This is a genomic window from Blautia sp. AM29-29 (genome assembly GCF_003480555.1).
GTDB lineage: Bacteria > Bacillota > Clostridia > Lachnospirales > Lachnospiraceae > Fusicatenibacter > Fusicatenibacter saccharivorans.
Window position 1 is genome coordinate 137,911 of the sequence record NZ_QUJD01000006.1, and the last position, 22,965, is coordinate 160,875.

At 47.1% G+C, this 22,965-nt stretch carries 20 protein-coding genes; 8 read left to right on the forward strand and 12 right to left on the reverse strand.

Annotation, left to right across the window (positions count from 1 at the left end):
- Positions 1-4: 4 nt before the first annotated feature.
- Positions 5-1,057, reverse strand: a complete 1,053-nt coding sequence (locus DW769_RS06080; protein ID WP_118750119.1) for a Fic family protein — start codon at positions 1,055-1,057, stop codon at positions 5-7.
- A 210-nt stretch (positions 1,058-1,267) separates the two neighbouring features.
- On the opposite strand from DW769_RS06080, the gene DW769_RS06085 reads away from it, so the two are divergent.
- Positions 1,268-1,963 carry a hypothetical protein gene (locus DW769_RS06085; protein WP_118750120.1) on the forward strand — a complete coding sequence of 232 codons (696 nt, stop codon included), beginning with the start codon at positions 1,268-1,270 and terminating at the stop codon, positions 1,961-1,963.
- A 74-nt stretch (positions 1,964-2,037) separates the two neighbouring features.
- On the opposite strand, the gene DW769_RS06090 is transcribed toward DW769_RS06085, so the two are convergent.
- Positions 2,038-2,976 carry an AraC family transcriptional regulator gene (locus tag DW769_RS06090; protein ID WP_118750121.1) on the reverse strand — a complete coding sequence of 313 codons (939 nt, stop codon included), beginning with the start codon at positions 2,974-2,976 and terminating at the stop codon, positions 2,038-2,040.
- A 207-nt stretch (positions 2,977-3,183) separates the two neighbouring features.
- On the opposite strand from DW769_RS06090, the gene DW769_RS06095 reads away from it, so the two are divergent.
- The gene (locus tag DW769_RS06095; protein WP_118750122.1) at positions 3,184-4,362 is read left to right on the forward strand and encodes an MFS transporter; all 1,179 of its coding nucleotides are present in this window, start codon (positions 3,184-3,186) and stop codon (positions 4,360-4,362) included.
- Positions 4,363-4,426: 64 nt separating this feature from the next.
- Complete coding sequence (locus DW769_RS06100) at positions 4,427-5,020, forward strand: DUF1349 domain-containing protein (RefSeq protein WP_055218940.1); 594 nt, start codon at positions 4,427-4,429, stop codon at positions 5,018-5,020.
- A gap of 53 nt (positions 5,021-5,073) precedes the next feature.
- Here DW769_RS06100 and DW769_RS06105 read toward each other — a convergent pair whose 3' ends face one another.
- The 3 genes from DW769_RS06105 to DW769_RS06115 all read right to left on the reverse strand — a co-directional run bounded on the left by DW769_RS06105 (position 5,074) and on the right by DW769_RS06115 (position 8,891).
- Entirely contained in the window at positions 5,074-6,528 is a 1,455-nt protein-coding gene (locus tag DW769_RS06105; RefSeq protein WP_118750123.1) for a serpin family protein, read from the reverse strand.
- Entirely contained in the window at positions 6,525-7,085 is a 561-nt protein-coding gene (locus DW769_RS06110) for an RNA polymerase sigma factor (protein WP_118750124.1), read from the reverse strand. The genes DW769_RS06105 and DW769_RS06110 overlap by 4 nt, the downstream gene beginning before the upstream one ends.
- A 123-nt stretch (positions 7,086-7,208) precedes the next feature.
- Positions 7,209-8,891: a phospho-sugar mutase gene (locus tag DW769_RS06115; protein ID WP_055218946.1), complete on the reverse strand. Its 1,683-nt coding sequence runs from the start codon at positions 8,889-8,891 to the stop codon at positions 7,209-7,211.
- 397 nt (positions 8,892-9,288) lie between these two features.
- On the opposite strand from DW769_RS06115, the gene DW769_RS17400 reads away from it, so the two are divergent.
- Positions 9,289-9,363, forward strand: coding sequence for a DUF6783 domain-containing protein (locus DW769_RS17400; protein ID WP_368249205.1), 75 nt, complete (start codon positions 9,289-9,291; stop codon positions 9,361-9,363).
- On the opposite strand, the gene DW769_RS06120 is transcribed toward DW769_RS17400, so the two are convergent.
- The 6 genes from DW769_RS06120 to DW769_RS06145 all read right to left on the reverse strand — a co-directional run bounded on the left by DW769_RS06120 (position 9,342) and on the right by DW769_RS06145 (position 15,502).
- Positions 9,342-10,010, reverse strand: coding sequence for an SGNH/GDSL hydrolase family protein (locus DW769_RS06120; RefSeq protein WP_118750125.1), 669 nt, complete (start codon positions 10,008-10,010; stop codon positions 9,342-9,344). The two genes, DW769_RS17400 and DW769_RS06120, sit on opposite strands and share 22 nt — an antisense overlap.
- A 328-nt stretch (positions 10,011-10,338) precedes the next feature.
- Positions 10,339-11,373 carry a TRAP transporter substrate-binding protein gene (locus DW769_RS06125; protein ID WP_243105422.1) on the reverse strand — a complete coding sequence of 345 codons (1,035 nt, stop codon included), beginning with the start codon at positions 11,371-11,373 and terminating at the stop codon, positions 10,339-10,341.
- A gap of 16 nt (positions 11,374-11,389) precedes the next feature.
- The gene (locus DW769_RS06130; RefSeq protein WP_118750126.1) at positions 11,390-12,679 is read right to left on the reverse strand and encodes a TRAP transporter large permease; all 1,290 of its coding nucleotides are present in this window, start codon (positions 12,677-12,679) and stop codon (positions 11,390-11,392) included.
- Positions 12,679-13,311 carry a TRAP transporter small permease gene (locus DW769_RS06135; RefSeq protein WP_117510066.1) on the reverse strand — a complete coding sequence of 211 codons (633 nt, stop codon included), beginning with the start codon at positions 13,309-13,311 and terminating at the stop codon, positions 12,679-12,681. Before DW769_RS06135 ends, DW769_RS06130 begins: the two co-directional genes overlap by 1 nt.
- 104 nt (positions 13,312-13,415) lie before the next feature.
- A complete protein-coding gene (aroD, locus tag DW769_RS06140; RefSeq protein WP_055226275.1) occupies positions 13,416-14,177 on the reverse strand; it encodes a type I 3-dehydroquinate dehydratase in 762 nt (253 codons plus the stop codon).
- Between the two features lie 110 nt (positions 14,178-14,287).
- Positions 14,288-15,502: an MFS transporter gene (locus DW769_RS06145; protein ID WP_118750127.1), complete on the reverse strand. Its 1,215-nt coding sequence runs from the start codon at positions 15,500-15,502 to the stop codon at positions 14,288-14,290.
- 279 nt (positions 15,503-15,781) lie between these two features.
- On the opposite strand from DW769_RS06145, the gene DW769_RS06150 reads away from it, so the two are divergent.
- The 4 genes from DW769_RS06150 (at position 15,782) to aroE (ending at position 21,008) form a co-directional block, all read left to right on the forward strand.
- The gene (locus DW769_RS06150; RefSeq protein WP_022462049.1) at positions 15,782-16,729 is read left to right on the forward strand and encodes a LysR family transcriptional regulator; all 948 of its coding nucleotides are present in this window, start codon (positions 15,782-15,784) and stop codon (positions 16,727-16,729) included.
- 71 nt (positions 16,730-16,800) lie between these two features.
- Positions 16,801-18,822, forward strand: coding sequence for an oxidoreductase (locus DW769_RS06155; protein WP_118750128.1), 2,022 nt, complete (start codon positions 16,801-16,803; stop codon positions 18,820-18,822).
- A 221-nt stretch (positions 18,823-19,043) separates the two neighbouring features.
- Positions 19,044-19,934: a quinate/shikimate dehydrogenase gene (locus DW769_RS06160; protein WP_334291836.1), complete on the forward strand. Its 891-nt coding sequence runs from the start codon at positions 19,044-19,046 to the stop codon at positions 19,932-19,934.
- A gap of 201 nt (positions 19,935-20,135) precedes the next feature.
- On the forward strand, positions 20,136-21,008 hold the full coding sequence (aroE, locus tag DW769_RS06165) for a shikimate dehydrogenase (protein ID WP_055218962.1): 873 nt from the start codon (positions 20,136-20,138) through the stop codon (positions 21,006-21,008).
- Between the two features lie 159 nt (positions 21,009-21,167).
- Here the strand turns inward: aroE and DW769_RS06170 are convergent, their stop codons facing one another.
- Positions 21,168-22,955, reverse strand: coding sequence for an ABC transporter ATP-binding protein (locus DW769_RS06170; protein WP_118750129.1), 1,788 nt, complete (start codon positions 22,953-22,955; stop codon positions 21,168-21,170).
- Between the last annotated feature and the right edge of the window lie 10 nt (positions 22,956-22,965).

The window sequence follows — 22,965 nt, forward strand, 5'->3', positions numbered from 1 at the left end:
CTCGTTAGTCATTATTCCATGTATATTTCGTATATCGCCCGCCGCCGATTTTCAGAATTTCACCAGACGATAGCAAATCAGCAAGTGCCCTCTGAACCGTTACCTGGCTGATATCCGGACACTTTTTTAATATTTCCGTTTTGGTAATCTGCCCCGGTGTTGTACGAATGATTTCTTTTACACGATCCGGCTTTGACATTCCAGATGTTGTCAGCAGATTCACTCTGGAAGAAAAATCCCGGTATGCCGCAATCATAATGCTGAGCATGTATTTCACAAATGGCTCATAATCATTTTCGTTTTCATGCCATTGTTCGGAGCTCTGCCGCAGGCACTCATAGTATTCTTCTTTTGTCGTTTCGATTAATTTCTCGATACTGATATATTTTCCTACAATATAGCCTGCCCGGTAATATAAAAGTAAGGTAAGCAGACGGCTCATTCTTCCATTTCCGTCATTAAAAGGATGAATGCACAGAAAATCGAGAATGAACATGGGAATCAACAGCAGTGGATCTATCTGTTCCGATCCCAGCGCCTGTTCAAAGGCCTCACATAATGATTCAACTGCTGCCGGTGTCTCCCACTCCGGAACCGGGCGGAATCGAATAAATGTATTTCCGATTGTATCCTCTTCTTCTATCACATTATCTACTGTTTTGTATTTTCCGCCGATATCATATCCTTCAAATTTGTACAGATCTCGATGAAGCTGCAAAAAGATGGACGGCTTGGGTGGAATGTAATCATGACTCTCATGAATTGTATTCAGCACATCCCGATAGCCGGCAATTTCACGCTCGCTGCGCGTTTTCGGTCTCGTCGTATCCCGCACCAGGGCTCTTAACCGTTCATCCGAAGTGTAAATACCCTCAATTTTGTTCGATGCTTCTGTACTCTGAATTTTTGCAATTTCAACAAGCTGATTCAGCGCATCCGCTTTTGCTTCGATGAACAAAGTCTGCTCTCCTTTGAATTCATGAATCTGCGTCAGATAGGATACAATTTCCGGCGTGAGTAATTTTTTCCATTTCTCCTGATAAGTAAACTGTCTCATTTGCGTTCCCCAATATGTTGTATTTCTGCTATGATTTCAGTATATTCGTTAATTTTATCATTGTCAATTCAATTTCATCATTATGTATAAAATGATCAAATTAAGAAGTACACATGAGGTTTCATCCTATCATGCCAAGTAAATAGAATTTGACAAACGCTGCCATTTTGTTTAGATTAGAAGCAAATACGAAAGGACATCTTCATTCCCATGCCAGGTTTTATTTTACATCTCACCGCAGCCCAAATGCTGTTAAAGCACCTCCCGTCCCACCCGGATTTTCCATATCCGATTTCATCGGTAAATGATTTTCTAATCGGAAATCTTCTGCCGGATGCGACGCAGCAGAAAGAATCCTCCCATTTCCGCGATCCGCTTTACCGCGAAAAAATGATGGTATTCCCGGATCTTACACGGTTTACAGCGAAATACCGTTCACTTCTGCCAGATTCGAGCGCACTGGGATATTATTTTCATCTTTATATTGACCGGAAATTTTTTAAGGATTTCATTCCGCAGATTGTGGAATTTTATAATGCGGATGGGGAAATTACAGATATGAGAGATGAGATTGCAACGGTTTATATCAAAAAATCGCGGACATCCATTCCTTCTTCCAGATATCTCACGGAGGAGTATTATTATGGGGATTATACACGAATGAATACATATCTTGTCAACCGCTATTGCATCCCGCTCGATCTCGATTCCAACGTCACGAACCCTGGAATCACAGAAATTCCGTATGAGAACGTCCAACAGGTACTTGACCTCCTCCATCACTTCCTCTCCGTCCCGCCGGAAGCCGCGCAGGATCTGAAGGTCTTTCCGCTTGAAGAGCTGCTTGCGGCACTGGAGCAATATGTAGAAGAGTTTTTGGCTGTGTCGAATAAGTATGTTCCATAATTTTCCATTCAAAAAGGAGCAGAACCCACACCGGATTCCGCTCCTTTTTCAGAATGTAATTTTTCCGTTTTCTCTTACACTACATCTTGAACGATCCCTTCTCTGTCATCCGTATCCATTTGTTTTTTTCTTCGATATTCCGTCGGTGTCCTCCCATAATATTTCTTAAATGTTTTGCAAAAATAATCCATATTTTCAAATCCCGTCTCGCCGGAAATTACAGTTATCTTTTTCTCCGTCGTGGCCAGAAGCTTTGCAGCCTCCTGCAGACGATACTTCACCAGATAATGCACCGGCGTATCGTGAAGATATCTTCGGAACAGATTCAATGCCGTACTTTTGCTCACCATAGCCTGCTCGGCGATATCCTCCAATGTAAGATTTTGTCGGAAATTTTGATGAATATATTGCATCATCAGCTGTGTTCTTCCCTGTGAGGATGCCGTATTTTCTCTTTTTTTCTGCAGCACTTCCGAATCCATGTGCAAATAAAGCAAGTGCCACAATTCCTGCGTCAGAAATAAAGTAACCAGTTCCCGGTCTTTGTCTGATTCCTGCGCTTTGAGAATTTTCTGCATGAGCTCCAGTGCTTCTGCCTGCCATTTTATTTCCCTGCAAAAGACAATGCAGTCCACCTTACACGCCTGTATCGGTGCAATGTATTTTTTGTAAATCAGGCTGTCTGCCGAAGCGAGAAATGTCGGTTTCAGAACGAAATTTGGCACAATCGCATGGCCTTCAGAAAAATAGCGATGCAAAATCTTTGAGTTAATAAAAATGCCCGTTCCCTGTCCCAGTGAAAACTGCTTTTCGCCAACCCAGAAGGTTGCTGTTCCCTCCTGTACAAAAACAAACTCAAACTCCACATGCCAGTGCCATTCTACACAATGAAAATCAAACAACGCAAGATCGTCGTAATACAATTGAAACGGATACTCACTGTTTCCATGCTGTATCGTTTCCATCATGCTTTCATCCGTTTGGATCTTGTTATAAAATGTATTAAATTCCATCTTTCCCCGCCTCCGTTTTTCAGGCACGTCCCTCTCTATTTTACGATATTATACAATAAACAGACGATATATTCCAGTGAAAGCGACACTATTTTACGTTATTATACAAAAAGAATCGTTGTCGCTCCATGGAACACGGTGAACGGCAACGAAACGAACACTACGGCCGCAGCAGTTCTGCCATTTTAAAAAACGGAGTATATCATCATGAAAAAGAACTACCACAAAACCTTAATTGCCTGTTATCTTGGATTTATCACGCAGGCAATTTCTGCAAATTTTGCACCTTTACTATTTCTTACCTTTCACAGAACTTACCATATTTCTCTTGGAAAAATTGCGTTTATCTCGACAGTATTCTTTTTCACACAACTTCTTGTCGATTTGTTCTGTGCCAGATATGTCGATAAAATCGGTTATCGCAGGTGTGTCGTTGCTTCTGAGATTCTTTCCGCCTGCGGCCTGATTGGACTTGCCTTTCTGCCCAATATTCTGCCAAATGCCTATGCAGGAATTTTGCTCAGTGCCATGATCTATGCCGCCGGAAGCGGACTGATTGAGGTTCTTGTCAGCCCAATCGTAGAGGCTTGTCCGTTTGACAATAAGGACAGCGTTATGAGTCTGCTTCACTCCTTTTACTGCTGGGGGTCTGTAGGCGTCATCTTACTTTCCACTGCTTTTCTGGCAGTTTTTGGTATGGAACGCTGGCCGATCCTCGCATGTATCTGGGCTGTACTTCCACTGTACAATACGTTTAATTTTCTTTCCTGCCCGATTGAATCACTGACCGGAAGCGAAGAAGGACTTACCGTTCGTCAGCTGTGCCGTCTTCCCATTTTCTGGATTTCCCTTGTTCTTATGGTCTGCGCCGGAGCAAGCGAGATTTCGATGGCGCAATGGGCTTCCGCTTATGCCGAGTCTGCATTAGGTCTCTCAAAAAGCATTGGAGACATTGCAGGACCGTGCCTGTTTGCTGTGATGATGGGCATCAGCAGAACCTTCTATGGTAAATACGGGGAAAAAATTGACTTAACAAAATTTATGATCGCATCCGGTACACTTTGCCTGATCTGTTATCTGGCTGCAGCTCTCGCACCATATCCTCTTTTAAATCTTACAGGCTGCGTTGTGTGTGGTTTCTCCGTAGGAATTATGTGGCCGGGAACCATCAGTATTTCATCCTCTAAAATTCCACTCGGCGGAACTGCACTGTTCGCACTTCTCGCCATGGCCGGAGATATGGGCGGTTCCATTGGCCCATTTGTTATTGGATTTGTCACACAAAACACCGGCGACGATCTGAAGGCAGGTATGCTGGCCGGCTGCATTTTCCCTGCTGTACTGATTTTGTCTGTTTTTCTGCTCCGACAAAGGAACGCAGAGTAAAAATAAGCACCGAAGAGATACTGTAACGTGTCTCAGACACACTTCTTAGAAAGGAGATAGGATGATGGATTTTTCCTGGTTAAATGAAAGCGAATTAAAAAGAGAGGAAGAAGGCAAGCTTGTCATCTTTGCACCGGCTGGGACAGATTTCTTCTGCAACAACGGCACTGTTTCGGAAGAAGGCATTACGCCGGAATCACTGCACAATGCACCCTATTATTATACGGAAATCGAAGGCGATTTTGTTCTGACTGTCAAAGTTTCTCATGACTTCAAAGACATCTATGACTCTTCTTCTCTTATGGTCATGGAAGATCTGGACAACTGGGCAAAAAGCTGCTTTGAAAAAACCGATTTCGGAACTCATGCCGCTGTCAGCGTTGTGACGAAACAAGGTTATTCTGACGATGCCAACGGAAGTAATATTTCCGGAAATACCGCATGGCTGAAAATTTGCAGAGTGAAAAATTCCTTTGCTTTCCATTATTCTGAAGACGGCATTCATTATTTTATGACAAGATTTTTTAATCTTTCCGGTAAAAAGACCGTAAAAGTAGGGCTTCTTGCCCAGGCGCCGCAGGGAAATGGTGGCAACCGGATTTATGAAGATTTGCATATTGAGAAGAAAACAGTAAAGAATATCCGCTTCGGAGAATGAAATACCCTGAGTTCTTCTATTTTAAAAGGAGTCGGACAGTCCGACTCCTTTTTTCACTTCCCGTCGATATTTCTTACAACTCCCGAGAACAACAGCGATCCGTCCTGCCCCGTAACAAGAAACAGGAATGGACGATCCAGTACGAAATCGATTTCGTCGTCCGGGATTTCTGCTGCGGTTTCTGAAACGCCAAGTTCTGTATAGGCTGCTCCGGTTACTCCGTTTTCATCAATTTCGAGCATGGCGGCGTGGTCTGCTTTGCTCAGGTATAAGCCATTCCTGTTCTCTGTTAATGGACTGAAATCCGCCAGATCCGCATCCAGTGCATCCGTTACACCAAGTGCACGCACCGTTTCGATCAGGTCTGTTTTCTCCGATACTTTAAATTTAGGAACAGACAGATTCACCATAGGGGAATACCAGTTATCACTGCTTTCATCCCGCCGTATAACCTTCATCAGATCCGGCGATGATACCAGTTCACTTACATCTGCATTTTCATCCGGAAGCAGGAAATACATAGAGCCGCTGTCCTGAAGGCTAAGACCGATTGCCGTAAATTGTTCTCCCTGGTAGACATCCATCCGTTCCGTTTTTTTCATCATATCCACATCGGTGTCTCCCGCAGTTCCGTGGAACGTTTCCTTCTCTGTATTCACTTCCCAGAAATTTTCCCTCCACATCGCCTTATAATAGATGGTAGATACAAGCTCAAACACGGTATCCGGTGCGATCGCCATGTCTTTCGTATATTCCTTCAAAAGCCCGCCGGTATTATTATCCGTCCAGGTCTGCAATGCCTGATCCATTTCTTTTGATCCTGGCGTTCCTCTGAATGTCGATGCATAGTACTGCTCCGCCAGCCGCTGCAGCGTTGCGTCATTGTATGATTCCTCACTATCGAGCCACAGCGAATTTGCCAGCACACTTTTCAGCGCGGGCGTGTCTGCATAATTGCTTTCCCAGAGTGAAGAAACATTTTCCCGTAAGGTGTCCATGTCCTGCGCACCAAGCATATCCAGAATCTGCTGCCGCGTATTTCCATCCGAAGTTTCCGCCAGCATTGCAAACGCGATATACAGATTGATCGGCGAGCAGACGGTATTTTCATCTTCTGAAACCAGCATTTGTTTCATCAGGTTCTGATAATATGCATCCATTCCCGACTGCAGTTCTGCTGATTTTGCTGTCAACTCCCGGTACGAATCCCACCAGTCCCAGTGTGCATCGCTTTCCATGAATTTCTGTGCATCCATTGTCCGCTCCACAGATGCCGGATAAGCCGCCAGAACCGTCGTTACCCCCGACGGATAACGGACTGCAGAACCCTCCCGACCGTTTCTCCATGTCGCAACCCCCAGCACAGCTCCGCCGATGATCACCGCGCAGGCTGCGGCGGCCGTCCATTTTTTCCATACGCCTCTCCGCGGGTGGCGATCACTCCGTGCTTTTTCCACCATACCAGGCTCCAGATTTCCCAGCACTTCAAACAATTCTTCTTTCTTCATAATTCGAACCCCCTTTCCGTCAAGTGTGTATGCAATTTTCCACGGATCCGGTTTAATGAAACTGAAATATAATTTTCACTTCTTCCCAGCCGCTCCGCGATTTCACCGATGCTGTCTACATACCAGTACCGCAGGACAAACATGCATCGTTTTTCCTCCGGCAGCTTCTGCAGAAACTGATTGATCTCCGCGATCAGTTCTTTCATCTCCCACTGCCGCTCAATATCATCTTTCCCCGAAACACATTCTTCCAGCTCGTCCAATACCGCATCCATCTGACTTTCTCCGCGTTTTTTGCGATGCATTTTTCTATACAGATCAAACGAAAGATTTCTCGTTATTTTTCCAAGAAATGTGGATAGCAGAGACGGCCGGTGCGGCGGCATGGCATTCCACGCGTGAAGCCAGGTGTCGTTGACACATTCTTCTGCATCCGCCGGATTCTGCAGAATATTCTGTGCAATCGAAGTACAGTATGTACCATATTTCACCGCAGACTCGCTGATCGCTGTTTCGTTCCTGTCCCAGTACATTTGGACAATATGAGTATCCTCCATATGGAAATCCCCCCTTTCATCTATCATCACGCCATTTTGCAGAAAATCTTACACTTTTCAAAAGAAATTTCGGTTCAAAAAAGGGCGTGACCAAAGCCACGCCCTTCCATTCTTTTATTTTCTTTATGCCAAAATCGGTTTCAAAGCCTCTGCGAGTTTTTCTTTCTCTGCTTCTGCCTCTGCCAGATCCTTGCCAAGTGTTGTGTAATATACCTTGATCTTCGGCTCTGTACCGGACGGGCGGACGATGACGGTTTCACCATTTGCCAGTTTGTAGATCAGAACGTTTGCGGATGGGAGTCCTGTTTCTTCCGGTTTCTCGTAATCGGTTACTTTGACAACAGCGGAACCTGCGATCTCGGTCAGCGGCTCTTTTCGAAGGCCATCCATAATACCGGCCATCTTGTCCATTCCGCTAAGTCCCGGGAACTCGAAGCTGTCTACTTTGTTCAGGTAACGGCCATACTCGGCATAGATCTCTTCCAGTCTCTGTTTCAGGGAGCTTCCGATGCTTCTGTAATAAGCTGCCATCTCGCAGATCAGCATGGAGCCGATGACTGCGTCTTTATCTCTTACATACGGACCGGCCAGGTATCCGTAGCTCTCCTCGAATCCGAAGATGAAGCGGTCTACTTCGCCGTCTGCCTCAAGGTTTGCAATCTGATCGCCGATCCATTTGAATCCGGTCAGAACGCTGCGGAGCTCAACGCCGTAGTGCTCGGCAACAGCATCTGCCAGTGGTGTGGATACGATGGATTTTACAGCAACCGGTTTCTCCGGCATGGTGCCTTTCTCGATGCGGCCTGCGCAGATGTAGTCGAGAAGCAGAACGCCGACTTCGTTTCCGGTTACCAGCTCATAGCTTCCATCCGGGCACTTCATGGCAATACCAACACGGTCTGCATCCGGGTCGGTTGCCAGCATCAGGTCTGCGCCGGTCTCTTTTGCAAGATCCAGGCCTTTTTCCAGTGCAGCAAAGATTTCCGGGTTCGGATAGCTGCAGGTGGTGAAGTATCCGTTCGGATACTCCTGCTCCGGAACGATGGTGATATCAGTGATGCCGATGTCTTTTAATACACGGGTAACCGGTACAAGACCAGATCCGTTCAGCGGGCTGTAAACGAGTTTCAGTCCAGCGGTCTTGCAGAGGCCTGGACGAACCTGACGGGATTCGATGGCTTCGTACAGTGCATTCTTGCAGTCATCGCCGACGAAACGGATCAGTCCCTCTTCTACTCCCTGTGCAAACGGCATATATTTTACGCCGGTCAGGATATCGGTTTTCTGAATCTCTGCGTATACGATTGCTGCAGCATCATCGGTCATCTGGCATCCGTCCGGGCCGTAGGCTTTGTAGCCGTTGTATTTTGCCGGGTTGTGGGATGCAGTTACCATGATACCTGCGTTGCAGTTGTAATAACGGGTTGCAAAGGAAAGTGCCGGTACCGGCATCAGTGCGTCGTAAATTCTGACTTTGATTCCGTTTGCAGCCAGAACGCCTGCTGCTGTTTTTGCGAATACATCGCTCTTAATACGGCTGTCATAGCTGATGGCTACGGTCTGGTTTCCGCCCTGTGTTTTTACCCAGTTTGCAAGTCCCTGTGTTGCCTGACGTACTACATAGATATTCATACGGTTTGTTCCTGCGCCAAGTACACCACGAAGTCCTGCGGTTCCGAATTTCAGAGATACAGCAAAACGGTCCTTGATCTCCTCATCGTTTCCTTCAATCCGTGCCAGCTCCGGGTTCAGATCTGCGTCTTCCAGATCAGCTGCCAGCCATCTCTTATACTCTTCCAGATACATATCTTTTTTTCTCCTGTTCTATTCTTTATTTGTAACCATTCAGATCCATGCGAAAGAGAAGAAAATCGTGAATCACGCTTGCATGAATGCGCGGTTTTCTGGAATTTCATATGGCGAGAAGCAACATCGAGATGCAGCGCAAGCGGAATCGAGATGGGGTTCTGAATAGTTACCTTTCTTTTATGTCTCACTCTTATGTCCCCATGTAGCGCCACATAAATGTATGTATAGTCATAATATACCATAACTGTCCCAAAACAGCAATTATTTTTGGTAATTTAAGCAAAATTTTACCGATTCTTTTTCTCTTTTTTCGACTCTGTCCGCTGTTTTCAGACAGAACAGGACAAAGAAAAAGCGAGGACCCCAATAACGATTCCCGCTTTTTGTCTGCCTTATGAGGGCAAGCCATACCGCAAAGTGGCGCTTTCAGATTGCGGAAATGGTTTTTCAAGCATGCTCCGGTCTGTGATTATAGTCGAATCCGCATTTTTCCAGAAATGCCCGTGCGATCACTGTAGCGCCGATCTGGTTCGGATGGATTCGATCCCAGGCGATGTAGGAGGAATGGCGGTACTGGAAGTAATCGTTGAAGACGGCCTGCAGGTCGATAAAGCGGCAGCCGTATTTCTCAGCCAGCTCGCTGCAGATCGCGCCGTAGGTGTCCATGCGTTTTCTCATCCAGTCCTCCCCATTTGGCTCCATGTAGTATGGGGTCATGAGGAAAATTCCTTTTACATTATCTTTTACGGAAAGAATCATCTTTTCGACGTTGGAACGGTACTCCTCCGGCGATACCTGCTCGTCCGGGATGGCCGGGCTGTCGAACTGTCTCCAGACGTCGTTGATGCCGATGCAGATGGATACCCAGTCTGGTTTTAATGATACGACATCACGGTCGAAGCGCTGCAGCAGGTCGCGGCTTGTGTTTCCACTGATACCGGAGTTTGTCACGCGGAGATATATCTCCGGGTAGAATGCTGCGAGCATGTTCTCGACAATTCGAACGTAGCTCTTTCCGACATTTTCAAATAAACCTTCCCCCACCGGCTGTGCACTTTCCATATCTGTTACGGAATCTCCTGCAAATACAATCCGGTCCATGTGTTCAAAAATCATTTTTTTGCCTCCCTTGTTCATCAGTAATAGCTCAAAAACCTTCCAAACATCATTATAATCTTGTAATTTCGACGGTGCAAGGCAGATTTTGTAAATTCAAAGTGATTTTAAAGCGATCCGGACAGAAAAAAATGGCTGCGAAGCACCGTTTTTCAGCACCCCGCAGCCGGGAAATTTCTTTTTTTGCAACGATTCAGAGCCATGCGAAGCCGAAGAAAAATCGCGAAACACGCTTGCATGAATGAGCAATTTTTCCGGAGTTTCATATAGCGAAAAGCAACATCGAGATAAGGCTCTGAATCGTCACCATTTTTTTAGTGAATAACGCTCAGTTTTCAATCCCATCCATATACGCATTGTAAATCGCCGGATCAATATTCTCCTCAATCGACTTATACACACTCTTCGATGCCTCTCGGATCTCCGCTCTTGTCTGGTCATCGAGTGTCAGAATCTTCGTTCCGCTCTCCTCGATCGTCGCGATCTTGTCGGCGATACGGGCATCGGACTGCTCTCTTGCGTACTCGGTCGCAATCTTTGCGGCCTCTGTCATGATCTCTTGCTCGTCCTCCGGCAGAGCTTTGAAGAAATCGTCGTTGACAATCAGGGAAATCAGATGCGGCAGATGGTTCGTTTCCACTACGTAATCCTGCTGCTCATACAGATTATTCGAAACGATGACCTCATACGGGTTCTCCTGCGCATCAATCGTGTGCTGCTGCAGGCCGATGTAAACCTCACTGAAGCTCATCGGCGTCGGGTTGGCACCGATGGCTTTCCAGAATGCCAGATGGTAGCTGTTCTCCATGGTACGGATCTTCTGGCCCTTGAAATCCGAAAAGCTGTAAACCGGCTTATTCGTACTCATGACACGAAATCCCTGATCCGCCATACCGAGCAGGTGATAGCCGCCCTCTGTGTAAACATTGCTGATCAGCTCGTAAAACTCCGGATTATCAATCTTCTCACGGCATTCATCGAGAGAATCAAACACACACGGCAAATCAAACACGGCAAGATCCCCCATAAAAGAAACCTGCGGTGCCGTATTCTGTACGACAAACGGAATATCACCATCGGCACACGTTTCAAGCAGATCGCGGTCGCCGCCAAGCGTTGAGTTTGCGTAAACCTGAATTTTCATCCTTCCATCGCTCAGCTCTGAAATCTCTTCCGCAAACTTCTCGGCAAAAATCTGTGTTACGGTGTCCTCCGGGCTCGCCGTTGCCAGCGGCCAGGAATAACGCTGTGTTGTCTCCCCATCGGAAGAACCACAGCCGGCAAGTGATGCACCGAGTACAACGACAGCGGCAAGCGCCGTCACTTTTCGGAAAAGCTTTTTCTTTTTTGTCATCTTTTTCATTGTCTTTCGCTCCTCCTTATAAAATTCCAATCGAAATTGCCGGGATAAACGTAATCAGCAGCAGCGCCACGAGGAAGAAACCGATCATCGGCATTGCCTTCTTCGCAATCTGCATAACCGGAACGTCGGTCAGGGAGCTTGCCACGAACAGATTGACACCGATCGGCGGTGTTACGAAACCAATCGCAAGGTTGACAACCATGATGACACCAAACTGAATCGGATTCATGCCGATCGCCTGCACAATCGGCAGAAGGATCGGCGTCAGAATCAGAATCGCCGGTGTCGTATCCATAACCATTCCGACAATCAGCAGGAATACATTGATGATCAGAAGGATCGCAACCGGGCTGTGGAAGTTGTTCAGGATAAACTCGCTGACCGTCTGCGGTACCTGCATCAGCGTCAGCACACGGGAAAATGCCGTCGATGCCGCCAGAATAAACAGGATCGGGGTGAAGGTACGAATCGCCTCAACCAGAATGGACCAGATGTCGCGGATGCGGATACTCCTGTACACAAAAAGGCTGATGATCAATGCATAGAATACGGAGATAACAGCCGCCTCAGTCGGGGAAGCGACACCGCTGTAGATACAGCCAAGGATGATCACCGGGCTGAGCAGTGCAAAAAAGCTCTCTTTTAAAACGCGAAGCAGGCCTTTGTCATGCAGCACTTTGACTTCTGCATGGATCTTCTCTTTGTCCTCCCCATACCGTTTGCAGTGATAAACGGCATAAACCATCAGCAGCAGACCGATCATCAGACCCGGTACAATTCCGGCAAGGAACAGGTCACTGACCGAAGCGCCGGAAGCCATACCGTACATGATGAACGGAATACTCGGGGGAATGATAACGCCAAGGCCGCCGGCAACTGCCACAATCGCTGTGGAGAATGTCAGATCATAACCAAGGGTAGTCAGAATCGGGATTGTCATGCTTCCGACAGCGGCAACGGTCGCCGGAGCGGAACCGGAAATCGCACCGTAAAAAAGGCAGGTGACGATAACGGCGCACGGCATACCTGCGGTGAATTTTCCGAGAAAATAGGCAAAGACATCAAACAGTTTTTTGGAGATGCCTCCCTTAGCCATGATGATACCGGAGAGGACGAACATCGGAACTGCCAGCAGAGGGAAGGAATCGAGTCCTCCGAACATGGCACGGATCAGATATTTGGCTCCTACCGTAAAAGACGGGTCAAACACCGACGGAAGCACAGATGTGATTCCAAGGGTAATCGATACCGGAACAGCGATGACCAGCAATGCAACAAAAATCAGAAATAATACTACGACTGGCATTAGCGTTCCTCCTCATTCGAATTTTTAATCGTATGGATGCGGTTGTCGATACCCGCGTTCAGGGCATTTTCTGTGGCGTTATCTGCTCCGGCATTTGCCTCGATGAAGGACTCCGGCGTATTTCGCTCCGGATGCGCCGGGTCGAAAACATTCTCACCGCGTGCCACACGGAACTCGATCATCCACCGCTGCAGAACGCGGAATGCAACCAGCACAAAGGAGACGAGCGGTGCTGCCTGGATAAAGTACATCGGAATTTTGCAGGCCGGGGAAAGCTGGCCGCTTTTAACTGACGACATCATATAGGAAAAAGCAAACGGAATCATATAGATGAAAAAAATCAGTTCAAATGTATGATTCACAATTTTGAAAATGGCTTTTCCTCTCCGCGGAAAAATCGCAACAAACTGCTCGATCTTGATGGAAAGGCATTTTTTGCTGCAGTAGCTGACGCTTAAAAAACCGCACCAGATAAAAATATATCTGGTCAGCTCTTCCGACCACGACAGCGACATGCCAAGGACGTAGCGGCAGAAAACCTGAATTCCCATGATCAGCGTCATGGCGATCAGACCGATCACAAGAAGAAATTCTTCCAAGTTTTCATCCAGCCAGTGAAATACTCTCTTCATAAAAGGCATACCTCCGTTAAATTTATAACAGAACAATAATACAAAAGGGACATCGGCATCAACAGCAAAGCTAAAAATACCGGTGTCCCATAAAGAAAAAACGGTTACATGGCTTTGTGAAGCAGATCCAGAACGGTGCTCAGATCATTCACACCCATCTGACCCGGTGCGGATGCTTTCTTCGCCGCGCCGAAGGTCATGGAAGAACCAAACACCTCACCGCAGAGACGGCTGATTACACCGGTGCCTGCCATAGACATGGTGATGATCGGTCTGTCCGCATAATTGGTGGTCATTTCCTCTGTTGCTGCAAGCAGGGTCAGAACGTCTTTCTTATTCTGCGGCATAACAGCGATCTTCGGAATATCTGCGTTCATATCCTGCATCTTGCGCAGTCTGTAGATGATGTCTGCTTTTGCAGGAGTTTTGAAGAAATCATGGTTGGAAGCAACAACCTTTACGCCTGCAGCGTGTGCGCCGTCGATGATTTTCTTTACGATCTCATCTCCGGTGAAGATCTCAACGTCGATCAGATCAACGTATCCGGTCTGTGCTGCCTTGATGTTCAGCTCAGCGTATGCTTCCGGCTCGATAGCTTTCTCGCCGCCCTCTTTGGAGGTACGGAACGTCATCAGAATCGGAATATTGCCGAGTGCTGCACGAAGGTCTTTTAATGCATCTTCTACCTGTGCGAAGTCGAATACGCCTTCAAACCAGTCTACACGCCACTCTACAACGTCAACCGGAATCGAATGGAAGGTTTTTGCTTCTTCGATGATATCGTTTTTGGTAACTCCTACGATCGGAACGATGATCTTCGGTGCACCGGCACCGATTTCAATATCACGAACTTTTACTGTATTCATGTGTTTTTCCTTCTTTCTTCAATATTAACCCTGACTTTTCTTTTGCAGGCTTTTCTTTTTCACGCCCGGATTCCCTGGTACTTCGTACTCCCGCAATCCTTAACCTCATTTTAGTTGTCCTGCTGTGCAAGTTCAACCATTTTTTTATAGCGAATGTTTACAAACAGTCCAAGCGCAACACCAACTGCGGTCAGAACGATGTTCATGGTCATAACGCCGGACGGCTGCATTTTAGATGCTGCGGTCAGGATGGTGTAGTTGCAAAGAGAAGATGCAATCATAACCAATGCGGTTACGGTTCCTTTGATTTTCGGGAACAGCATATTGCAAACGGAAGTTGCGATCTGAAGCAGTCCGCCTGCGCCTGCCCATCCGATAATGAAAGCACCGGCAATCATCAGCGGTTTGCTCTGTCCCATCAGGACAGCAATCATAGTTCCAAGGCAAATGGCCGGGTAAACAACGATGAAACGAACATCTTTGATTTTTCTGGTCAGGAACGCTGTTACGATCAGTGCCAGCATGGTTCCTGCAGAATAATAGGTCTGCATGATGGACGGATCAGCCCAGCCTACATTCTCTTTTGCAAAGTTCTGTGCACAGTTCAGCCACAGCTGGAAGGTACCGGTGCAGGTGAATCCGATCAGGATCATGGCGATGGATTCGAAGGAGAAATGTGTATGTTTCAGACTGTCGATCAGGCCCTCTTTTTTGCCGGATGCTTTCTGGTCAGCGTCTGGCAGCGGGAACAGGAATACCAGTACAAAAAGTACGATATAAGCGATTCCGCATCCGTAGAATAACGGATTGTAGGAGGTAAGGCCTGCTGCTGTAGAAGTAACAGCTACACCAAGAACAAATGGAAGCAGCATCTGAGCAATTGCGATGAAGAATTTGATTCCCATGGTAGCAACGCCAGGAGCTTTGTAAATAATCTCGGATACTGCCGGGTAAATACCGGTATCCAGGAAGGAGTTTGCGATACCGCCGATGATGGCGCATACGTAAGCGATGGTGTAACCGCCGTGTGTTCCTGCATTAAATGCAAGAGCAAGGCCGATCAGGTAAATTGCATAGGAAGCACTTCCGATTGCAGTGGAAATGCGGCGTCCGAGTTTGTCGGACAGAGGACCTGCAAATGGCAGTGCGATCAGACGGCCAAGACCGAGTGCTGCAGAAATCGCAGTAATTGCCATTGCTTCCACTCCCCATGCTGCTGCCAGAGCCTCTTTGATGACTGCCTGGCCAAGAATGGAGCATCCAACACCGTGGATAAAGTAGTTCAAGTACAAAATTAATGCACTTGGCAGGTATTTCTTGTTCATGGTTTCTCTCCTTTTTAAATAGATCGTGTTGAGGTCAAATTGTCTTTTTCCTCTGTTCGGTTCATCCTTTTGTTTTGTCACAAACAACAGATTACCAGTTTCGTGAATGTTAAAAAAATAACATTTGCCTTTATTTTAACAGTGAAAACGTGTACGGTCTAATGCTTTTAAAGGAAAAAACCAATGCATTGAATGCATTGATATGGTATACTTGAGTTATCATAATAAGAGGAAGCAAAGACTTTCTTACGGAACCATTTTTTCAGGAGGAAAAACCACATGACACTGAATCAGATTCTCTATTTCCGAAAGGTCGCCCGGCTGGAAAATTATCACCAGGCGGCAGAGGAGCTTTATATTTCCCAGCCATCCCTGAGCCGTTCGATGGCCGCCCTTGAAAGTGAGCTTGGAATCACGCTGTTTGAAAAGAAAGGGCGCGGTGTTGTCCTTACCAATGCCGGCCGTCTTTTCCTGGAGCATGCAGACCGGATCGCAGGCGACTGTGACATTGCGGCAGGCAAGATGAAAGAACTCGCCTCCGGTGGCGGCAAAATCAACATCGGTTATATTTTTCCACTTGCCGGACATTATATTCCGCACAACGTCCGCACCTTTCTGGACAAAGAAGAAAACAAAAACGTTGCCTTTAGCTTCTGGCAGAACCATACCCCGGCCATTGCACAGAAGGTGAAATCCGGCGAACTCGATCTTGGGTTTGGCGGCTTTTTAAAACGCGACGACATGGAGTTTTTTCCGTTGATCCAGCAGCCGCTTGTCATCGTGTCCCCGGAACAGCATCCGATTGCCGATGAACCGGAGGTTCCGCTTGTAAAGCTTACCCGTTATCCGGTGATCGGCTACGACCGCGCCTCCTGGATGGGAGCTTATACCGGTCATCTCTACCGAAAATATCAGCTTCATCCGAATATTATCATGGAATGCCCGGATGAATATTCGATTGTGGCACTGGTGCGTGAAAATTTCGGTATCGCGCTTATGCCGCGAACCGATATTCTGGAACAGGCAGACGGCATCCGTATCCATACGCTGAACGGTCTCGAGATTTATCATCAGACCTTTATGTTCTGGATGAAGAACCGCTACCGGCTTCCGGCTGTCGAACGGTTTACCGAATACATGAAACAGCACGCTGACATTATCGAAGAGTCCAGAAACGATAGCGAAAACGTATCAAAAGTTTATCTGAAAGATATTGTTAATTTTTAGTCGAAAGAGTTATGATGGATTTGTCACAAACAGAGGATTACCGCTCATGTAATGAATAAGGAGAAATTTTCATGAAGAGTGCTTACCCAAAAATTTTTGAACCAATTACCATCAAACGAACAACGATTAAAAACCGTATTGCAATGACCCCGATGGGAACCAACTACGGTGAGACAAGCGGTGAGATGAGTAACCGTCATATGAATTATTACTCTCTCCGCGCAAAAGGCGGCGTTGGTCTTATTATTCTGGAGAACGCCAACATCGAGTACCCGGTCGGTTCCAACGGAACCAGCCAGATCCGTATCGACCACGACAGCTTTATGCCGCGCTACTATCAGTTAGTCGAAAATCTTCATAAAAACGGTGCTACCGTAGCAATTCAGATCAACCACGCCGGAGCTTCCGCATCTTCCGCAAGAACCGGTATGGAAACCGTTTCTTCTTCCAACATCCCGACAAAAGCCGGCGGAGAAACCCCTCGCCCGATGACAAAAGAAGAAATCATAACAACCGTGAAAAAATACGGCGAGGCTGCAAAACGTGTGCAGGCCATCGGCTTTGATGCCATTGAAATCCACTGCGGCCACTCTTACCTGATGAGCCAGTTCATCTCCCCGTATTACAATAAAAGAACCGATGAATTCGGTGGTTCTGTAGAAAACCGCCTGCGCTTCCCGCGTATGGTCCTCGAAGAAGTACGTAAAAACGTCGGACCGTGGTTCCCGATCATCGTTCGTATCTCTGCCGAGGAGCGTGTTCCTGGCGGAAACACACTGGAAGATACCCTGGAATACCTGGAGTACCTGGATGAGTTCGTAGATATGTACGACGTATCCTGCGGTCTCAACCCATCCCTGCAGTATCAGATCGATTCCAACTTCCTGCCGGATGGATGGCGTTCCTACATGGCAAGAGCCGTAAAAGATAAATTTAAAAAACCTGTGATCAACGCCGGTAACTACCGTGACCCGAAGGTCGTTGAAAAAGTTCTCGAGAGCGGCGATGTAGATATCGTCGGAATGGGACGCGGCCTGATCGCTGAGCCGAACTGGGTGAAAAAAGTTGAGAACGGCGAGGAAGATCTTCTTCGGAAATGTATCTCCTGTAACGTTGGATGTGCCGGAAACCGTATCGGTGTCAACCGCCCGATCCGCTGTACCGTAAACCCGGCTGTTCCGGAAGGCGATGTTTACAAAGCACTGAAAGTGAACAAAAACTGTAACGTTGTTGTTGTCGGCGCCGGTACTGCCGGTATGGAAGCAGCCTGCACCGCAGCAGAAGTCGGATGCAACGTTTTCGTACTCGAGAAAAACGACCACATCGGCGGTCTTTCCACTTTCATCTCTGATCTTCCAAGCAAGAGCCGTATGAAAGACTTCCCGAAATACCTTGAGGCAAGAGCCGCCAGACTGAAAAACCTGTATATTTTCCTCAACACCGAAGCTACGGTGGATAAGATCAAACAGTTCAAACCGGACATCATTGTAAACTCCACCGGTTCTGTTCCGCTTGTTCCGCCGATCAAAGGCCTGAAAGAGAACATCGATGCCGGAAACGTAAATACCATCTTTGGTATGATCAACAATGTAAACGCCGGAAAATATCCGGAAGAAGCCTGTCAGGGCAAGAAAGTCGTTGTAGTCGGCGGCGGTTCCGTAGGACTTGACGTTATTGAATACTTTGCACCGAGAGGCGCCGAGTGTACCATCATCGATATGCTGCCGCAGATCGGTATGCTTGCAGACCCGATCACCAAATGCTCCATGCGTGAGACACACGACAAATACGGTGTAAAAGAATATGTCAACACTGCTCTTCAGGAAGTAAAAGAAAACGCATTCACCGTAAAACTTCCAGACGGAACTATTCAAGATCTTGAATTCGATTACGGATTCAACTGCCTTGGAATGCGCTCCAACAACCCGGTTCTGCCGGAGATCCAGGAAGCATTCGCTGATACCAATGCTTATGTATACACCATCGGCGATTCCGTACGTGCACGCCGTATCATGGAAGGTACCATGGAAGGCCGCGCTATCCTGAACGTACTGGAATCCCAGGGATACCTGCATCTGGAGCCGCTTGAGTAATCCCCAGCATCGCTTTCTTACCCAGCGAAATAACAAGTGTTTCACTGCATAAGGGAACGATAACGATTCCACTACTTTAAGCAGCCCGACAAAAACTGTATATCATCTGCTACGCTGTTTCTTTTTCAAACTGACAAGATACCAGGGTCAAAAGGTCAAAAAACCTTTTGACTCCAACATCAATGACAACAGCGCAGCATGAAAAAAGAAAAGAGGAAAATATCATGCCAAATATTACAGGACATACCGAATTAGTTGGATTAATGGCTTACCCGATCCGTCACACCCAGTCTCCGACAACCCACAACCTTGCATACGACAAAAACGGAGATGACGTCATTCAGCTTGCTTTCGAAGTTGATAACGATTCTTTAAAAGATGCTGTGCAGAGTATCCGCGCGCTGAAAATGCTCGGTTCCAATATTTCCATGCCAAACAAAACTGTTGTCCACAAATATCTGGACGAAGTAGATGAAGCAGCTAAGTTATGCGGCGCTATCAATACCGTAGTCAACCTCCGCGACGAAAACGGTCAGGTAACCGGAAAACTGAAAGGCTACAACACCGATGGTATGGGATACTGGCAGGCACTGACCGAAGAGGGCATCGATTTCAAGGGAATGAAGATGGTCCTGATCGGAACCGGCGGTGCTGCTACTGCAATTGCAGTGCGCGGTGCTCTGGATGGAGTTGCAGAAATTGAAATCTTCAACATCAAAGACAAATTCTACAGCCGTGGAGAGGAAATTGTTGATCTGATCAATAAGAACACCAACTGCAAGGCTACCATGAACGATCTGGCAGACAAAGACCTCCTGAAAGAAAAAATGCACGCAGCTGATCTGTTCTGCGATGCTACCGGCGTAGGAATGCATCCACTCGAAGACCTTTCCAACATTCCTGATCCTTCCTTCTTTAAAAAAGATCTCATCGTAACGGATACCGTTTACGCTCCGCGCGAAACCGTTATGATGAAACAGGCAAAAGAAGCAGGATGTGAGAAAGTATTCAACGGCATGGGCATGATGCTGTTCCAGGCACTCATCGCAATCAAGCTGTACACCGGAAAAGATACTCCGGTTGACTACATGAAAGAGAAACTTGGAATCTGATTTCCGGGCGAATCTTTTCCATCTTAAACCTTAATCAAAAACCAACACGAAAAGAGGAAATGAACTTTGCGTCATTTCCTCTTTTTTTCTTGCTTTCTTTCGGCATCTGGAGTATAATTCACTTCATATAGTAGCAGTTTAAAGTGCTACAGCACGATTTATCATCATGCGGAAATACGAGGAGAGAGAGGATTTCAAACTATGTCAAAACACATCACAGGACACACCGGATTATTATGTTTACTCGGAAGCCCGGTTGCACACAGTGTTTCTCCGGAAATGCACAACGAAGCATGCGACCAGCTCGGCCTTGATTATAGCTACCTTGCCTTTGATGTACCGGAAGACAAAATGCCGCAGGCAGTCGAAGGACTCCGCACCATGGGTGCAAGAGGCTGGAACATCACCATGCCTGGCAAAAATATCATGTGCAAATTGGCAGACAAGGTTTCTCCTGCTTCGGAGATCTCCGGCGCATGTAATACCATCGTCAACGACAACGGCGTTCTCACCGCTTACACCACCGACGGTGTCGGCTTCATGAGAGCAGTTGCAGAAAACGGCGTAGACATCATCGGCAAAAAGATGACTCTGCTCGGTGCCGGCGGCGCTGCTACTGCAATCCTGGTACAGGCAGCCCTCGACGGCGTAGCTGAGATCAATGTATTCAACGTCAGAGACAATTTCTTCGGAAGAGCCGAGGAAATCGTTGCAAAACTCAATGAGCGTACTTCCTGCAAGGTTACCCTGCACGACTTCTCCGATCCGGAAGTCCTTCGCGCATCCATCGCAGACAGCGCCATTCTTGTCAACGGAACTTCCGTCGGAATGGCTCCAAAAACCGAGAACACCATCATCACCGACACAACGATGTTCCACAAAGACCTCTTCGTTTTCGATGTGATCTACAATCCGCAGGAAACCCGCCTGCTGCGTGAGGCAAAAGAGGCTGGATGCAAGACCGGAAACGGTATGTACATGCTGTTATACCAGGGAGCTGCTTCCTTCAAACTGTGGACTGGCGAGGATATGCCGGTTGAGATCATCAAAGAGAAATACTTCTCCGGAAAATAAGAAGAACTCCTGCTTTGCCGAATTTTCCGCCTGCGGCGGGTCGCTTCGGCGACACGCGCAAAAAGCGACACGAACAAGAAACGGCAAAAGGCTTCTGCCACGGATTTTTATCCGCTGGCAGAAGCCTTTTTTATAATCTTTTTTATGATCTTTTTTTGATCAGCCCGCTTTCTGTACTTCATCAAGCTGTGCTGTATACAGTTTATAATAATAGCCTTTCTTTGCCATCAGCTCATCATGTGTTCCGCTCTCCATAATACCGCCGTTATCGATATACATAATCTTATCGCAGTTGCGGATCGTAGACAGACGATGCGCAATGATAAATGAGGTTCTGCCCTTCAGCATGGCATTGAGTCCCGTCTGCAGTGCTTTTTCGGTCTGTACGTCAATGCTTGAGGTCGCCTCATCGAGAATCAGAATGGCCGGATCGGAAAGCAGGGTACGCGCAAACGAAATGAGCTGCTTTTGTCCCTGGCTCAGCATGGAACCACGCTCCCTTACCTCCGTCTGATAGCGATCCGGCATTTTGCTGATAAACTCGTCCGCACAGACAGTTCTGCTCGCCTTCACAATCTCCTCATGCGTTGCGTCAAGCTTTCCGTAACGGATATTATCCTCAATATCTCCCGAGAAAATAAAGCTGTCCTGCATCATAATACCCATCTGCTCACGCAGGGAATGAATGGTCACCTGCGAGATATCCTGTCCATCGATCAGGACGCGACCGCCATTGACATTGTAAAACCGTGAAATCAGATTGACAATCGTACTCTTTCCGGCTCCGGTCGGTCCGACAAGCGCCACACTCTCACCCGGTTTTACCGTAAACGAAACATCGTTTAAGATCTGTTTTGACGCATCGTACGAGAAATTTACGTGATCGAAGGTCACCTCACCGCGGATTTTTGGCATTTCAACGGCATCTTTTGCATCCTTTACCGTCACCGGCTCATCCATCGTCTCAAAGATACGTTCCAGATACGCAATGTTGTTGATAAAGTTATTGAAGATGTTTCCAAGGTTCATGATCGGCTGCCAGAAATACGATGCATAGCTCGAAATCGCTACAATCGTACCAACCGACTTATTTCCCTGCCCGAAAAGGATCAGACCGGACAGAAAAATGGCAGCACGCACGCAGACGGAAATTGAATCGATACCCGGCCATACCAGGTTGGAATAGCGAACTGCTGTATTCCATGTTCTGCGGCAATCCTTGGAAAGATCTTTGAAAATCTCCGCATTCTCATCCTCTCGTGCAAAGATCTGCGTAATGCGGGCTCCGACAATATTCTCCTGCAGATAGGCATTCAGGTTTGAGTTCTTGTTCGAAACTGCCTGCCATGCACGTCTCTGTTTATTCTTGATCCAGACCATGAAAACGCACAGCACCGGCACGCCGCAGAGCACGACAAATGCCATCTGCACATCAACCAGAAACATGAAAATCACGATAAACAGAAGGTTGAAGCTCTCCAGAACGATGTTGATCAGACCATTTGACAGCATATCCGATACCGAGTTGACGTAGTTGACAACCCGAATCAGGATCTTGCCGTGCGGGCGGTCATCGTAATACTGGAACGGCAGCTCCTGCAGATGTGCAAACAAATCTTTTCGGATATCATAGATGATACTCTGACTGACATCCACCATAATGCGGCTTCGGATTGTTGTGAAGATCACGCTCACCAGATAGATGCCGACCAGCATTCCCACAAGAGAAAATAAAAGCCTCTCGTTTTTCTCCGGAATTGCAAGGTCCAGCGCCCGCTGGATAATCATCGGCGCCACATAGCCGGACGCACCGCCGATGCCACTCAAAAGGATCGCAAAAACCATCCGTTTTGCATATTTTTTGATATAGGATGAAGCTCTGAGCAGATGCTTGATGTCAAACGGCTCTTCGAGCACTTCATCCTGCTTGTATGTATTTTTTGCCATTGCTTCCCCT

Excerpts from the sequence above, each read along its gene's own strand:
- DW769_RS06090 (WP_118750121.1), bottom strand. The coding sequence starts at position 2,976 with ATGGAATTTAATACATTTTATAACAAGATCCAAACGGATGAAAGCATG.
- DW769_RS06100 (WP_055218940.1), top strand. The coding sequence starts at position 4,427 with ATGGATTTTTCCTGGTTAAATGAAAGCGAATTAAAAAGAGAGGAAGAA.
- DW769_RS06085 (WP_118750120.1), top strand. The coding sequence starts at position 1,268 with ATGCCAGGTTTTATTTTACATCTCACCGCAGCCCAAATGCTGTTAAAG.
- aroD (WP_055226275.1), bottom strand. The coding sequence starts at position 14,177 with ATGAATACAGTAAAAGTTCGTGATATTGAAATCGGTGCCGGTGCACCG.
- DW769_RS06120 (WP_118750125.1), bottom strand. The coding sequence starts at position 10,010 with ATGATTTTTGAACACATGGACCGGATTGTATTTGCAGGAGATTCCGTA.
- DW769_RS06155 (WP_118750128.1), top strand. The coding sequence starts at position 16,801 with ATGAAGAGTGCTTACCCAAAAATTTTTGAACCAATTACCATCAAACGA.
- DW769_RS06080 (WP_118750119.1), bottom strand. The coding sequence starts at position 1,057 with ATGAGACAGTTTACTTATCAGGAGAAATGGAAAAAATTACTCACGCCG.
- DW769_RS06150 (WP_022462049.1), top strand. The coding sequence starts at position 15,782 with ATGACACTGAATCAGATTCTCTATTTCCGAAAGGTCGCCCGGCTGGAA.
- DW769_RS06170 (WP_118750129.1), bottom strand. The coding sequence starts at position 22,955 with ATGGCAAAAAATACATACAAGCAGGATGAAGTGCTCGAAGAGCCGTTT.
- DW769_RS06115 (WP_055218946.1), bottom strand. The coding sequence starts at position 8,891 with ATGTATCTGGAAGAGTATAAGAGATGGCTGGCAGCTGATCTGGAAGAC.
- DW769_RS06105 (WP_118750123.1), bottom strand. The coding sequence starts at position 6,528 with ATGAAGAAAGAAGAATTGTTTGAAGTGCTGGGAAATCTGGAGCCTGGT.
- DW769_RS06135 (WP_117510066.1), bottom strand. The coding sequence starts at position 13,311 with ATGAAGAGAGTATTTCACTGGCTGGATGAAAACTTGGAAGAATTTCTT.
- DW769_RS06145 (WP_118750127.1), bottom strand. The coding sequence starts at position 15,502 with ATGAACAAGAAATACCTGCCAAGTGCATTAATTTTGTACTTGAACTAC.
- DW769_RS06125 (WP_243105422.1), bottom strand. The coding sequence starts at position 11,373 with ATGAAAAAGATGACAAAAAAGAAAAAGCTTTTCCGAAAAGTGACGGCG.
- DW769_RS06110 (WP_118750124.1), bottom strand. The coding sequence starts at position 7,085 with ATGGAGGATACTCATATTGTCCAAATGTACTGGGACAGGAACGAAACA.
- DW769_RS06095 (WP_118750122.1), top strand. The coding sequence starts at position 3,184 with ATGAAAAAGAACTACCACAAAACCTTAATTGCCTGTTATCTTGGATTT.
- DW769_RS06130 (WP_118750126.1), bottom strand. The coding sequence starts at position 12,679 with ATGCCAGTCGTAGTATTATTTCTGATTTTTGTTGCATTGCTGGTCATC.
- aroE (WP_055218962.1), top strand. The coding sequence starts at position 20,136 with ATGTCAAAACACATCACAGGACACACCGGATTATTATGTTTACTCGGA.